Raw genomic sequence first — 13,408 nt, forward strand, 5'->3', positions numbered from 1 at the left:
GGTGCGATCAACAACCTCGCCATCGATACGCACACCACCAGAGCCGAGCAGATCCCGAGCGACCGCCGAGTTCTTCACCAGACCTGCCTTATTGAGGACGGCAGCGATCGGCATATCCTCAGCTGCAGTTAACTCGATCTCCGGCAGATCGTCAGGCAGCTCACCATCTTTCATACGGTTGCCGGCTGCGCGATGAGCATTGGCCGCAGCCTCCTCACCATGGAAGCGCGCAACAATCTCTTCCGCCAACTTGATCTTGATATCACGCGGATTAGCGCCCGCCTCTACATCAGCGCGGAAAGCATTGATCTCATCCATGGAGCGGAAGCTGAGCAGCTCGAAGTAACGCCACATCAGCGCATCCGGAATGGAGACCAGCTTGCCGTACATGACACCCGGCGCCTCCTGGATACCCACGTAATTGCCCAACGACTTGGACATCTTCTTTACGCCATCCAGACCTTCAAGCAACGGCATGGTCAGAATGCATTGAGCCTCCTGACCGTAACTACGCTGCAGCTCGCGCCCCATCAACAGGTTGAACTTCTGGTCGGTACCGCCCAGCTCGACATCCGCACGCAAGGCAACCGAGTCGTAACCCTGAACCAGTGGATAGAGGAACTCGTGAATGGCGATTGGCTGATTGGTCGTGTATCGCTTGTCGAAGTCATCGCGCTCGAGCATGCGAGCTACGGTGTACTGCGAAGTCAGGCGAATGAAGTCGGCCGGCCCCATCTTGTCCATCCACGTGGAGTTGAATGCAACCTCGGTTTTAGCCGGATCAAGAATCTTGAAGACCTGGGTCTTGTAGGTCTCGGCGTTTTCGAGCACCTGCTCACGGGTCAGCGGGGGACGCGTAGCGCTCTTGCCGCTGGGATCACCGATCATCCCGGTGAAATCACCAATCAGGAAGATCACCTGGTGACCCAACTCCTGGAACTGGCGAAGCTTATTAATAAGCACGGTATGCCCCAGGTGCAAATCCGGCGCAGTCGGATCGAAGCCTGCCTTAATACGCAGCGGCTGGCCGCGCTTGAGCTTTTCAATCAGCTCGGACTCGACCAACAGTTCTTCCGCACCACGTTTGATCAGCGCTAGCTGCTCTTCAACCGACTTCATAACAGACCCGCAAGGCTCAGATTCAAAGGGACCCAACCATACAAGATCGCGCGTCAAATACAAGGTTTGCCCGGCGCACGGACGCCAATCCACGAACAGAGCGTCCGCAGACTTGCTTCAGAGATGATTTGGTTATATTTTATACAGTTATTTCATCTTCATCATGTCATTCATCTTTTCCAATTCATCTTTTTCAAAGTCAAAAAATCACTTATGACCAAAGAATCGTCTAAAGCGCCACCGCTTTACCCGAAAACCCATCTGCTCGCAGCGAGTGGCATTGCCGCCCTCCTGAGCCTGGCGCTTCTGGTATTCCCTTCCAGTGATGTTGAAGCCAAAAAGACGACCCTGAGTCTTGAACTGGAAAGTCCTGCTGAACAACTGACACAAGAACAAGACGCTACCGAAGCCGTTCAAGCCACAAATGAGCCGGTTACTTCCCCTTTTGCGCAGATCGACAACAGCGCAGAAGACACTCAGGAAACCGCTCAATCCGCGCCAGCGCCTGCACCCGCGCCGGCCGCGGTAGAAAAGAAAGCACCCAACCACAGGGAAGTGATCGTCGGCAAGGGCGATACCCTCTCCACCCTGTTCGCGAAAGTCGGCCTTCCAGCCGCATCGGTGCATGACGTGTTGGCCAGTGACAAACAGGCCAAACAGTTCAGTCAGCTCAAGCACGGACAGAAACTTGAATTCGAGCTGGGCCCCGACGGCCAGCTGAACAACCTGCACAGCAAGGTCAGCGACCTCGAAACCATCACCCTGACCAAGAACAACAAGGGCTATACGTTCAACCGCATTACCGCCAAGCCGACTGTACGATCCGCCTACGTACATGGCGTGATCAACAGCTCGCTGTCGCAGTCCGCTGCTCGTGCCGGCCTGTCCCACAGCCTGACCATGGATATGGCCAGCGTATTTGGCTATGACGTCGACTTCGCCCAAGACATTCGCCAGGGCGACGAATTCGATGTGATTTACGAGCAAAAAGTCGTCAATGGCAAAGCTGTTGGCAACGGTCCGATCCTGTCCGCGCGCTTCACCAATCGTGGCAAAACCTACACGGCTGTGCGTTACACCAACAAACAAGGCAACAGCAGCTACTACACTGCTGAAGGCAACAGCATGCGCAAGGCGTTCATCCGCACCCCGGTGGACTTCGCCCGCATCAGCTCCAAGTTTTCCATGGGCCGCAAGCACCCGATCCTGAACAAGATTCGCGCGCACAAAGGCGTTGACTATGCAGCGCCACGCGGCACGCCAATCAAGGCGGCTGGTGACGGTAAAGTATTGCTGGCCGGTCGTCGCGGTGGCTACGGCAACACCGTGATCATTCAGCACGGAAGCACCTACACGACGTTGTATGGCCACATGCAAGGCTTTGCCAAAGGCGTGAAAACCGGTGGCAGCGTCAAACAGGGTCAGGTCATCGGCTACATCGGCACCACCGGACTTTCGACCGGACCGCACTTACACTACGAGTTCCAGGTCAATGGCGTTCACGTCGATCCACTGGGCCAGAAGCTGCCGATGGCTGATCCAATTGCCAAAGCCGAACGCGCCCGCTTCCTCGCACAGAGCCAGCCACTGATGGCGCGCATGGAGCAGGAAAAGGCCACCATGCTGGCTTCGAGCAAGCGTTAAGCCATGTCGCTCTATATAGGCGTGATGTCCGGAACCAGCCTTGATGGCCTGGACATTGCGCTGATCGAGCAAACCCAGGCAATCAGGCTGATCGCCACGCACTATATCCCCATGCCCGAAACCCTGCGCACTGAGCTGCTTGGCCTGTGCGCCAGCGGACCCGACGAGATAGCCCGCTCTGCCATCGCACAGCAAAACTGGGTGGCGCTCGCAGCGCAGGGCATTCACACTCTCCTCGCACAAGAACAGCTCAAACCCCAAGACATTCGAGCGATTGGCAGCCATGGCCAGACCATTCGTCACGAGCCTGCGCGGGGCTTTACGGTACAGATCGGTAATCCGGCCCTGCTGACGGAGCTGACCCACATCACGGTGGTCAGTGATTTCCGCAGCCGTGATGTGGCCGCTGGCGGGCAAGGCGCCCCACTGGTGCCGGCCTTCCACGAAGCCTTGTTTGAAGAACGGACCGGCAACCGAGCTGTGCTCAACATCGGCGGCTTCAGCAACCTCAGCCTGATTGAACCGGGCAAGCCTGTCGCCGGCTTCGACTGCGGCCCGGGGAATGTGCTGCTGGACGCGTGGATTCATCACCAGCGCGGTGACAATTTCGACCGGAACGGCCAATGGGCTGCCAGCGGGAAAGTCGAGCCAGTGCTGTTGAAAGCGCTGCTCAGCGACCCATTCTTCCTGACCAAAGGACCGAAGAGCACCGGCCGGGAAGTGTTCAATCTGCCATGGCTGATGCAGCACCTGGCACAGCTGCCAACATTCGCTCCCGAAGACGTGCAAGCGACACTGCTTGAGCTGACAGCTCTAACCATCGCCGAGTCCCTGCAAAGCGCCCAATCGGACACCCAGGAGCTGCTGGTCTGTGGCGGCGGCGCACATAACACCACGCTGATGAACCGATTGGCCAACCTGCTGCCAGACTCAACCGTCAGCAGTACTGCGGCTTACGGTGTCGACCCTGACTGGGTGGAAGCCATGGCCTTCGCCTGGCTGGCCCACTGTTGCCTCGAAGGCATCGCAGCCAATCGCCCGAGCGTCACCGGTGCCCGCGGCTTGCGTGTATTGGGCGCAATTTACCCCGCATAAACGCCCCACAGCAAAACGCCGCAGAGCCCTGAGGCTTTGCGGCGTTTAGTAATGCAAGCGTGCTGATCAGATCGAGAACGAAGACCCGCAGCCACAGGTAGTGGTTGCATTCGGGTTCTTGATGACGAAGCGCGAACCTTCCAGACCTTCCTGATAATCCACCTCGGCCCCGGCCAGGTACTGGAAGCTCATCGGATCGACAACCAGACTCACGCCTTCGCGCTCGACGATGGTGTCGTCATCGGCCACTTCTTCATCGAAGGTAAAACCGTACTGAAAACCTGAACAACCGCCGCCCGTAACGAATACGCGCAGCTTCAAGCGATCATTCCCCTCTTCATCGACCAGGCTCTTCACCTTGTGCGCGGCACCGTGGGTGAATTGCAAAGCCGTGGGGGTGAAGGATTCGACGCTCATGCTGACTATCTCCCGGCGTTACGCCGCCATAATGCGTGATGACGCGCATTATCCGCTTCTCCTAGAAAAGCGGTCAACTATTGTTATGGTATATCAACCAATCCAATCGCCAGCCCGGAATGCAAAAAGGCCCGTTCAACGGGCCTTTTTACTCGGTGCTACAGCGCCTTACGGCAACATGCCAGCGTGAGACAGGCCAAGGCGCTCATCCAGTCCGAACAGGATGTTCATGTTCTGCACCGCCTGACCCGACGCACCTTTGACCAGGTTGTCGATCACCGACAGCACTACCACCAGATCACCGTCCTGTGGCCGATGTACCGCAATGCGGCAGACGTTGGCGCCACGCACGCTACGGGTTTCCGGGTGGCTACCGGCTGGCATTACGTCGACGAACGGTTCGTTGGCATAACGCTTTTCGAACAGCGCCTGCAGATCCACCGAACGATCCACCACAGTCGCGTACAGCGTGGAGTGAATGCCACGAATCATCGGTGTCAGATGCGGAACAAAGGTCAGACCGACATCCTTGCCTGCGGCACGCCGCAGACCCTGGCGAATTTCCGGCAAGTGGCGGTGACCTTTGACGGCGTAGGCCTTCATGCTTTCCGATGTCTCGGAGTACAACGAACCGACGGCAGCACCACGACCGGCACCGCTGACGCCGGACTTGCAGTCGGCGATCAGGCGCGAAGCATCGGCCAGACCAGCTTCAAGCAAAGGCAGGAAACCCAGTTGCGTGGCGGTTGGGTAACAACCCGGTACCGCAATCAGGCGCGCTTTCTTGATCTGCTCACGATTGACTTCCGGCAAGCCGTAAACCGCCTCATCGAGCAGTTCCGGTGCACCATGCGGCTGGCCGTACCACTTGGCCCATTCATCAGCATCTTGCAGACGGAAGTCAGCCGACAGATCAATGACCTTGGTCCCCGCCGCCAACAACTCACCCGCCAGGGCGTGGGCAACACCGTGTGGCGTGGCGAAGAACACCACGTCGCAGGCGCCCAGGGTCTTGATGTCTGGAACGGTGAACGCCAGGCCGTCGTAGTGGCCTCGCAGGTTCGGGTACATGTCGGCCACGGCCAGGCCGGCCTCGGATCGGGAAGTGATGACTACCACTTCAGCTTGCGGATGCTGTGCCAACAGACGCAGCAGTTCGACACCGGTGTAACCCGTGCCGCCGACGATACCGACCTTGACCATAAACCTGCCCTCAACGAACCCACTGGAAAGCCGTCGATAATAGGGGCCTGGCGCGCCTGCGACAACCGGCAAGGTGACGTATGGAGCCTCAAGCCTCTACTATCCCGGCTACCGTGAATCTGGGAATAACTAAAAATGCTTTATCTGTGGCTCAAAGCTTTTCACATCATCAGCGTCGTGTGCTGGTTTGCCGGTCTGTTTTACCTGCCGCGCCTGTTCGTCTATCACGCTCAAAGCGAGGACACCGTCAGCAAGGAACGCTTCAGCCTCATGGAGCGCAAGCTTTACCGCGGCATCATGGGCCCGGCGATGATCGCGACGCTGATTTTCGGTGGCTGGCTGATCAGCCTCAACCCTGGCGCTTATTTCAGCCAGGGTGGATGGATGCACGCCAAACTGACCCTGGTGGTTCTGCTTATCGGCTACCACCACATGTGTGGCGCTCAGGTGAAGCGCTTTTCCCGTGGCGAAAACACCCGTAGCCATGTCTTTTATCGCTGGTTCAATGAAGTGCCGGTTCTGATATTGCTGGCTATCGTCATTCTGGTCGTTGTTCGGCCGTTCTAAATCCAACAGGCACAACTCACCGGGGTACTTCCCATGTCACTGCCCGCTCTGCTTGAACAACGTCTACGCCTGCCCGTGGTGGTGGCGCCGATGTTCCTGATTTCCAATCCGCAACTGGTGCTCGCCTGCTGCCGCAACGGGGTAGTGGGCAGTTTTCCTGCGCTGAATCAGCGCGAGAGCAGCGGCTTCAAAGCCTGGCTGGAAGAGATCGAAGCCGGGCTGGCAGCGTTGGAAAGTCCCGCGCCATACGCGGTGAACCTCATCGTGCACAACAGCAATCCGCGACTGCAGGCGGATCTGGCGATCTGCATCGAACACCAAGTGCCGATTGTGATCACCAGCCTCGGCGCAGTGAAAGAAGTGGTTGACGCCGTGCACAGTTACGGCGGCCTGGTATTCCATGACGTGACGACGCGCCGCCATGCCGAAAAAGCCGCCGAGGCCGGCGTGGATGGGTTGATCGCCGTGGCCGCCGGTGCCGGTGGGCATGCCGGAACCTGGAGCCCGTTCTCTCTGATCGCCGAGATCCGACAATTCTTCGACAAGACATTGTTGTTGGCCGGATGCCTGAACCATGGGCACGAAATCCTCGCCGCCCAATTGCTCGGTGCGGATCTGGCCTACTTCGGCACGCGATTTATCGGCACTGCCGAAAGTCATGCGCCTGACGCCTACAAGGAAATGCTGCTGTCGTCCAAGGCGGCAGACATCATCCATACTCCAGCCGTGTCGGGTGTACCGGCGAGCTTCATGCGCCAAAGCTTGGAAGCCGCCGGGTTTGACATGGCAGCGCTGCAAAACAAGGGTGAGGTCAACTTCGGCTCCAAGCTCAAGCCGATCAGCGATGAAGCCAAAGCCTGGAAAACCGTATGGTCCGCAGGCCAGGGCGTGGGGGGAATCGATGATTTACCCAGCGTTGACCAATTGGTGGCGCGGCTCGACGCGGAGTATCGCAAGGCACTGGAACAGGCCGCACAACTGCCCAGACGCTGGCCACGCTGAAAAAACCGGGCCATCCTCCCTTGGCTGGCCCTGTACATCACCCTTAAAACACTCGCGACAAGGATGCCTCGGCAATGAGCGACAACCGTTTCAAGATCGTCTTTGACGGCACGCTACTGCCAGGTGTTGATATCAACACCGCCAAACTCAATCTCGCCGCACTTTACAAAAGCGAGGTTGCCGCCATCGAGCGCCTGTTCAGCGGTCAACCCGTCGCACTCAAACGTGATCTGTCACAGATTGACGCGCAGGCCTACCTGCAAGCCCTGAAGAATGCCGGCATAGATGCCCGCATCGAGCCAGAACCGGCGATCGAACTGAATCTCTCCGAAGTCCGTGACCACGTCGGCGCAGTAACAGAACCCAACTCCCCCTACACTCCGCCGCAGGCTGAGGTCGCTGGGCCCGTGCCTGAGTACGCGCCGCTCAAACCATTCGGCGTCGAAGGACGCATCGGACGCCTGCGGTTTCTCGCATGGTCCATGGTGCTGTGCCTGCTGGCGATGACTGTGGCCGGCGTATTTGCCCTGATCGGTCTGGCACTCGTCAGCACCGATTCGACCGCCGGCCTGATCATGGGCGGCATTCTGGCTTTCATCCTGGGCGTGGTGTTCCTGATCGCCAGCGTCCTGATCAGCATTCAACGCCTGCACGATATCGGCTGGTCAGGCTGGCTCTGGTTGCTGAACCTTGTACCGTTCGTGGGCAGTTTCTTTCCGCTGTTGCTGGTGGCTTTACCGGGAACCAGCATGACCAACCGTTACGGCGCACCTCCACCGCCCAACAGCACGGCGGTCAAGGTACTGTCGTCGTTATGGCTCGTATTGATTGCCCTGATGATCGTCGGAGCAATGGCGGGCGGTATCTCGGCCATTCAGGATGCATACGAAAACACCCTCGAAAGCAGCTACCAAAGTGGCACGGTCACCACCGACGAGATCGACATCGAGGTCGAACCGACACCAAATTCCACCGACGATGCAGCCGAACAAGCCCTGCCCCCTGTAGACTCTGCGCAAGAATGAACAGCGCTCCCCGCCCATGACACCTGCGTCGCGGCGCGGAGCTGTTGCGATGGAGAACTGCATGACCCGTTACGCTCTGATCACTGGCGCTTCCAGCGGCATCGGCCTGGCGATGGCCGAAGCGCTGGCCCGGCGTGGCCGCAGCCTGATTCTGGTTGCCCGTCAGCGTGATCAGCTGGAAAGTATTGCGATTGAACTGACCCAACGTTTTGGTGTGGAAGTATTGTTCCGCGCCTGCGACCTGGGCGAACCGTTGCGCCTGTCGGGGTTCCTGCTGGAACTGGAGGAAGGCGACCGGCAGATCGATTTGCTGGTCAATTGTGCCGGTATCGGCACTTGCGGCCCGTTCCTGGCCCAGGACTGGATGACCGAGCAGGACCTGATCGAAGTGAACATTCTGGCGCTGACCCGCCTGTGCCACGCCATCGGTAACAGTATGGCGCTGCAGGGCGGTGGACAGATTCTGAATGTTGCCTCGCTTGCGGCGTTCCAGCCCGGTCCCTGGATGAGCACTTACTACGCCAGCAAGGCTTACGTGCTGCATTTTTCCGAAGGCCTGCGTGTCGAGCTGAAAAAATGCGCGGTCAACGTGTCCGTGCTCTGCCCTGGCCCGACGCGCACGGGCTTTTTCCGCACCGCACAACTCAACACCGACAAACTGGCCAAGAGCAAACTTCTGATGAGCCCGGAAGAAGTCGCGCTCTATACCGTGCGGGCCCTGGAAAAAAATCGCGCAATCATCATTCCGGGACGCCGCAACCGCTGGCTCGCCGCCCTGCCCCGCTTCGGCTCGCGGTGGTTGACCCGAACAATCGCTGGCATGGTCATCAAGGCTCACTGCCCACGCTGATCGACCTGACAGGTAAAAGGCTGGGCTCGGACACACCCCATGAGTACACTCAGGCCAGCCCAAACAACGGAGAAAACAGCTGTGGATACTCTGTTCACCAAGATCATCAACCGGGAAATCCCGGCGAAGATCATTTACGAGGACGACCAGGTACTGGCCTTCCACGACATCGCCCCACAGGCACCCGTGCATTTTCTGGTGATCCCGAAAAAACCGGTGCGCACCCTGAACGACCTGACCGAGGACGACAAGGCATTGGCCGGGCATATCCTGTTAACCGCTCAGCGCCTGGCCAAGGAACTGGGTTGCGAAGACGGCTTCCGCGTCGTCATGAACTGCAATGAACTGGGTGGCCAGACCGTCTATCACATTCACATGCATGTGCTGGGTCAGCGCCAGATGCACTGGCCGCCGGGCTGATTTCGTAAACCTGCAGGAGCGAGCTTGCTCGCGAAGCCGCAGTGGCAGCCAATACAGTCGTTGGATGTCAGCGCCTCTTCGCGAGCAGGCTCGCTCCCACAGAGGCATCACAGCATTGTCACAACCCCAGCCCCACAATGACCCAGCGCAAACCTTCCCCGGCCGATTGAGTTAAACTGGCCGCCGAGATTCTCCCCGGAGGTCAGCATGACTACCCAACGTCACTACTCGCCAATTGACCGCCTTCTGCTGCAAGCCGATGCCGCGATGCGTACTTTGCTGCCCTTCAGTGGTCAGCCGTACCGTCCGTCGCCTGCCATCGTGCAGCCGGATGCGAAGATGAGCGACGAGGACACCCGGCACGTCGCCGGCCTGATGCGTATCAACCACACCGGTGAAGTTTGCGCCCAGGCGCTGTACCAGGGTCAGGCCCTGACCGCCAAGCTGCCGAAGGTGCGTGAGGCCATGGAGCATGCCGCCGAAGAAGAAATCGACCACCTGGTCTGGTGCGAACAGCGCATTCATCAGCTGGGCAGCCACACCAGCATTCTCAACCCACTGTTTTACGGCATGTCGTTCGGGATTGGTGCGGTCGCCGGGTTGATCAGCGACAAAGTCAGCCTGGGGTTCGTTGCAGCGACTGAAGATCAGGTGTGCAAGCACTTGAATGAACACCTTGAGCAGCTGCCGGCCGAGGATGAAAAGTCCCGGGCAATTCTCGAGCAGATGCGTCTTGATGAAGAGCAGCATGCCGAGAGCGCACGGGAAGCGGGCGGTTTCCGCTTTCCGGCACCCGTGAAATTCGGGATGAGTCTGCTGGCCAAGGTCATGACCAAGAGCACTTACCGGATCTGACTCCTTTATTACAGGAGCCCGCGCCCGCAATAAAAAAGGCGACTGCCGCAAGGAAGTCGCCTTTTTTTGTGCTCGATGGTCTTAGCTCGACATATTGCGCGCGTAGAAGATTTCGAGCATTTCGTGTTTCACACGCTCGGTCACCTGCGCACGCTGCTCAGAGGACAAGCTGCTGGTCGCATCACCGAACAGGTAGTTATCCAGTTCGAAGTTCTTCAGCAGCATTTTGGTGTGGAACAGGTTTTCCTGATACACGTTCACGTCAGTCATCTGATACGCATCGCGAGTGTCTTTGGAAAGGTAGTTCTGAATCGAATTGATCTCGTGGTCGATGAAGTGCTTTTTGCCTTCAACGTCGCGGGTGAAACCACGCACACGGTAATCCACTGTCACGATATCCGAATCGAACTGGTGAATCAGGAAGTTGAGCGCTTTTAGCGGTGAAATGACCCCGCATGTCGACACGTCGATATCCACACGGAAGGTTGCAATGCCGTCGACCGGATGGATTTCCGGATAGGTGTGCACCGTGATGTGGCTCTTGTCGAGGTGGGCCAGGATAATTTCGGGCAGCGGGCCCGGCGACTCTTCGATCTGGCTGTCAGTCGGGGTCACCGGTTCTTCGGAGATGAGAATCGTGACACTGGCGCCCTGCGGCTCATAGTCCTGACTGGCGATGTTCAGGATATTGGCACCAATGATATCGACAACTTCTGTGAGGATCTGCGTCAGGCGCTTGGCGTTGTACTCTTTATTGATGTACTCAACGTAGGTCTGCTGGTCTTGCGGGGTTTCCGCGTAGCAGATGTCATAGATGTTGAAGCTCAAGGTCTTTGTCAGGTTATTGAACCCGTGGAGCTTGAGTTTGCTTTTCACCGTTAAGAACTCTCTATGTATGCGGCCCGGCCGCGTGATCAAGCATGCCCGTCAGATGCGAACGACGCAGCTGCGTAGGACGGTTAACACCTCTTTGCAATGGCGATTTGGGTTGTCTGTTCGGGTAAGCGGCCTGTCGTTTGACCGGCCACTGCCCTGAAAAAATTGGCGCATCATGCAGACGTCGGCTTGGGATCAGCAGAGTCTGCACGGCTTTTATGATAGTTGAATGTCGATTCAACCGAGCTCGATGATTTCGTAGTCGTGAGTAATCTCGACACCGGCCGCACCGAGCATGATCGAGGCCGAGCAATATTTCTCGGCAGACAGCTCGATGGCACGCTTGACCTGGGCTTCTTTCAGCCCGCGGCCCTTTACCACGAAGTGCATGTGGATCTTGGTGAAAACCTTCGGATCTTCAGTCGCACGCTCAGCCTCGAGGAAAGCTTCGCAGCTTTCGACCGCCTGGCGGGATTTCTTGAGGATGCTGACCACGTCGAAATTGCTGCAACCGCCGACACCCAGCAGGAGCATTTCCATCGGCCGGACACCCAGGTTACGTCCGCCAGCCTCGGGCGGACCGTCCATGACCACGACATGACCGCTACCGGATTCGCCGAGGAACATGGCTTCGCCAGCCCATTGGATGCGTGCCTTCATCGCCAAGACTCCACTGTATAAAAAAGGGTCGCCAGCTTAGCACAGGCCCCGTGATTGACAGCGCTCGCCTTCCTAGGACATAACCTCCAGCGCTGTAGGTAAATTCTCGAATATTGCAAGACGTGTCTGTTAAGCTGGCGCCAATTCGCTGGCGCATAGCCAGCTTGCCGCGGCTTTCGCGTTTCATAAAAAAACCAAACACACCGTGCTGTCTTTTCGGGATACAACCATGGTTGCTATTGCCCCAACCCCCAAGATCAAAAACCTCGACAAGCTGTTGATGCATTGCCAGCGTCGTCGCTATCAGGCCAAGAGCAACATCATTTGTGCCGGTGACCGCTCGGAAACCCTGTTTTTCATTATCAAAGGCTCGGTCACCATCCTGATCGAGGACGATGACGGCCGGGAAATGATCATCGCCTACCTGAACAGCGGGGACTTTTTCGGGGAGCTGGGCCTGTTTGAACAAGCAGGCCTGGAACAGGAGCGCAGTGCCTGGGTGCGTGCCAAGGTCGAATGTGAAGTCGCGGAAATCAGCTACGCAAAATTTCGTGAATTGTCCCAGCAGGACCCAGACATTCTTTACGTGTTAAGCGGACAAATCGCACAACGCCTGCGTAACACCACGCGCAAAGTCGGTGACCTGGCGTTTTTCGACGTGACAGGACGCGTTGCGCGCTGCCTTCTCGAACTGTGCAAGCAGCCGGACGCGATGACCCATCCGGACGGTATGCAGATCAAAGTGACCCGTCAGGAAATCGGACGGATTGTTGGTTGCTCACGGGAAATGGTCGGCCGCGTGCTCAAGGACCTGGAAGAACGCAACCTGGTGGACGTCAAAGGCAAGACCATGGTGGTCTTCGGTACCCGCTAAGCGCTGAACATCCGCGCCAGCATCAACCGATAGCGTTCATCGAGACGTTCCAACGCGTCGGGTGCCGAGAACTTCTCGTGCAGGGCGATGTGGCTTTCAGCGCGCACTCGCTGATCCAGACCGCATGCCGCGTTGAAGCGATTGACCGCCGCGACCATCGACTCACGCTCGTCATCCAACAGCATTGCACCGTGCACCAGCCCTACCGGGCGCTGGCCACCCTGGCTCTGGCGCCAGCGTTGGGCAGTACCGACCATCTTGCGTCCATCAAGGTTCACGTTGAAACGGCCATCGCAGAACGCGCCTTCGATTTCGCCCAGCGACGAAGTGCCGCCCAGCTCATCGAGCAACTGACAGATCGGATCACACAGGCGCCGGTAACCGGATTCGATGCGATTCAAATCCCCCTCGCTGCGTGGCGGTGCGTAGACCAGCGCAATGTTGATCGTCGACGCAGATTGCGGCACCGGCTCACCGCCGGTTTCACGTAACAGCACTGGCCAGCCGGCAGCGGCGGAGACTTCGCAGGCGTGCTCGAAACCAGGCAGACGATTCAAGCGGCGCGGCATGACCAATGCGCGATCGCTCGGTTGCCAGAACAGCAGGCCGAACTCCGCATCGCCGGCACAAACCGACGCCAGCAAATCCTGTTCGGCTTGCAGGCCGGCTTCAATGGTCAGGGAAACAGGTGAGGTCATAAGGTATTCCGTAGGACACAAAGTCTGTGGCGCGTCTTATGCCGCCATCGCGAGCAGGCCCACTTCCACAAAGTTTCTGCCAACACCAGAGATTCAATGTGGG

General features: G+C 58.0%; 15 protein-coding genes (1 of these 15 only partly in view). 9 read left to right on the forward strand and 6 right to left on the reverse strand.

The window, feature by feature from the left end; genetic code table 11:
• Positions 1-1,119: the 5' portion of a tyrosine--tRNA ligase gene (gene tyrS, locus ACGJAX_RS03350; protein WP_390957398.1), read on the reverse strand. Its footprint begins 81 nt before the window's first position; the window shows 1,119 of its 1,200 coding nt (coding positions 1-1,119); the start codon lies at positions 1,117-1,119; the stop codon falls past the left edge of the window.
• Positions 1,120-1,332: 213 nt separating this feature from the next.
• Between tyrS and ACGJAX_RS03355 the strand changes: the two genes are divergently transcribed.
• Both ACGJAX_RS03355 and ACGJAX_RS03360 read left to right on the forward strand, forming a co-directional pair.
• A complete protein-coding gene (locus tag ACGJAX_RS03355) occupies positions 1,333-2,763 on the forward strand; it encodes a peptidoglycan DD-metalloendopeptidase family protein (RefSeq protein WP_390957399.1) in 1,431 nt (476 codons plus the stop codon).
• A gap of 3 nt (positions 2,764-2,766) precedes the next feature.
• Positions 2,767-3,858: an anhydro-N-acetylmuramic acid kinase gene (locus tag ACGJAX_RS03360; protein ID WP_390957400.1), complete on the forward strand. Its 1,092-nt coding sequence runs from the start codon at positions 2,767-2,769 to the stop codon at positions 3,856-3,858.
• A 66-nt stretch (positions 3,859-3,924) separates the two neighbouring features.
• Here the strand turns inward: ACGJAX_RS03360 and erpA are convergent, their stop codons facing one another.
• Both erpA and argC read right to left on the reverse strand, forming a co-directional pair.
• On the reverse strand, positions 3,925-4,275 hold the full coding sequence (erpA, locus tag ACGJAX_RS03365) for an iron-sulfur cluster insertion protein ErpA (protein WP_007906865.1): 351 nt from the start codon (positions 4,273-4,275) through the stop codon (positions 3,925-3,927).
• 168 nt (positions 4,276-4,443) lie between these two features.
• Positions 4,444-5,478 carry an N-acetyl-gamma-glutamyl-phosphate reductase gene (argC, locus tag ACGJAX_RS03370; protein WP_247258132.1) on the reverse strand — a complete coding sequence of 345 codons (1,035 nt, stop codon included), beginning with the start codon at positions 5,476-5,478 and terminating at the stop codon, positions 4,444-4,446.
• Positions 5,479-5,613: 135 nt separating this feature from the next.
• Between argC and hemJ the strand changes: the two genes are divergently transcribed.
• The 6 genes from hemJ (at position 5,614) to coq7 (ending at position 10,197) form a co-directional block, all read left to right on the forward strand.
• Positions 5,614-6,045, forward strand: a complete 432-nt coding sequence (gene hemJ / locus ACGJAX_RS03375; RefSeq protein WP_390957401.1) for a protoporphyrinogen oxidase HemJ — start codon at positions 5,614-5,616, stop codon at positions 6,043-6,045.
• A 33-nt stretch (positions 6,046-6,078) separates the two neighbouring features.
• The gene (locus ACGJAX_RS03380; protein ID WP_390957402.1) at positions 6,079-7,047 is read left to right on the forward strand and encodes a nitronate monooxygenase; all 969 of its coding nucleotides are present in this window, start codon (positions 6,079-6,081) and stop codon (positions 7,045-7,047) included.
• Between the two features lie 74 nt (positions 7,048-7,121).
• Positions 7,122-8,072, forward strand: a complete 951-nt coding sequence (locus tag ACGJAX_RS03385; RefSeq protein ID WP_390957403.1) for a DUF805 domain-containing protein — start codon at positions 7,122-7,124, stop codon at positions 8,070-8,072.
• Between the two features lie 61 nt (positions 8,073-8,133).
• Complete coding sequence (locus ACGJAX_RS03390) at positions 8,134-8,922, forward strand: SDR family oxidoreductase (RefSeq protein ID WP_090325668.1); 789 nt, start codon at positions 8,134-8,136, stop codon at positions 8,920-8,922.
• Between the two features lie 81 nt (positions 8,923-9,003).
• Positions 9,004-9,342, forward strand: coding sequence for a histidine triad nucleotide-binding protein (locus ACGJAX_RS03395; protein ID WP_248916627.1), 339 nt, complete (start codon positions 9,004-9,006; stop codon positions 9,340-9,342).
• A gap of 207 nt (positions 9,343-9,549) precedes the next feature.
• Positions 9,550-10,197, forward strand: coding sequence for a 2-polyprenyl-3-methyl-6-methoxy-1,4-benzoquinone monooxygenase (coq7, locus tag ACGJAX_RS03400; protein ID WP_090325671.1), 648 nt, complete (start codon positions 9,550-9,552; stop codon positions 10,195-10,197).
• A gap of 81 nt (positions 10,198-10,278) precedes the next feature.
• On the opposite strand, the gene speD is transcribed toward coq7, so the two are convergent.
• Positions 10,279-11,073: an adenosylmethionine decarboxylase gene (gene speD / locus ACGJAX_RS03405; RefSeq protein WP_390957404.1), complete on the reverse strand. Its 795-nt coding sequence runs from the start codon at positions 11,071-11,073 to the stop codon at positions 10,279-10,281.
• Between the two features lie 237 nt (positions 11,074-11,310).
• Positions 11,311-11,733: an OsmC family protein gene (locus ACGJAX_RS03410; RefSeq protein ID WP_039590822.1), complete on the reverse strand. Its 423-nt coding sequence runs from the start codon at positions 11,731-11,733 to the stop codon at positions 11,311-11,313.
• Between the two features lie 229 nt (positions 11,734-11,962).
• Here ACGJAX_RS03410 and crp point away from each other — a divergent pair, with 229 nt between their 5' ends.
• The gene (gene crp, locus ACGJAX_RS03415) at positions 11,963-12,607 is read left to right on the forward strand and encodes a cAMP-activated global transcriptional regulator CRP (protein ID WP_090325675.1); all 645 of its coding nucleotides are present in this window, start codon (positions 11,963-11,965) and stop codon (positions 12,605-12,607) included.
• On the opposite strand, the gene ACGJAX_RS03420 is transcribed toward crp, so the two are convergent.
• Complete coding sequence (locus tag ACGJAX_RS03420; protein ID WP_247258127.1) at positions 12,604-13,305, reverse strand: lipoyl protein ligase domain-containing protein; 702 nt, start codon at positions 13,303-13,305, stop codon at positions 12,604-12,606. The genes crp and ACGJAX_RS03420 overlap by 4 nt on opposite strands.
• Positions 13,306-13,408: the final 103 nt, after the last annotated feature.

It is taken from the genome of Pseudomonas moorei, from assembly GCF_042846945.1.
Taxonomy (GTDB): domain Bacteria; phylum Pseudomonadota; class Gammaproteobacteria; order Pseudomonadales; family Pseudomonadaceae; genus Aquipseudomonas; species Aquipseudomonas moorei.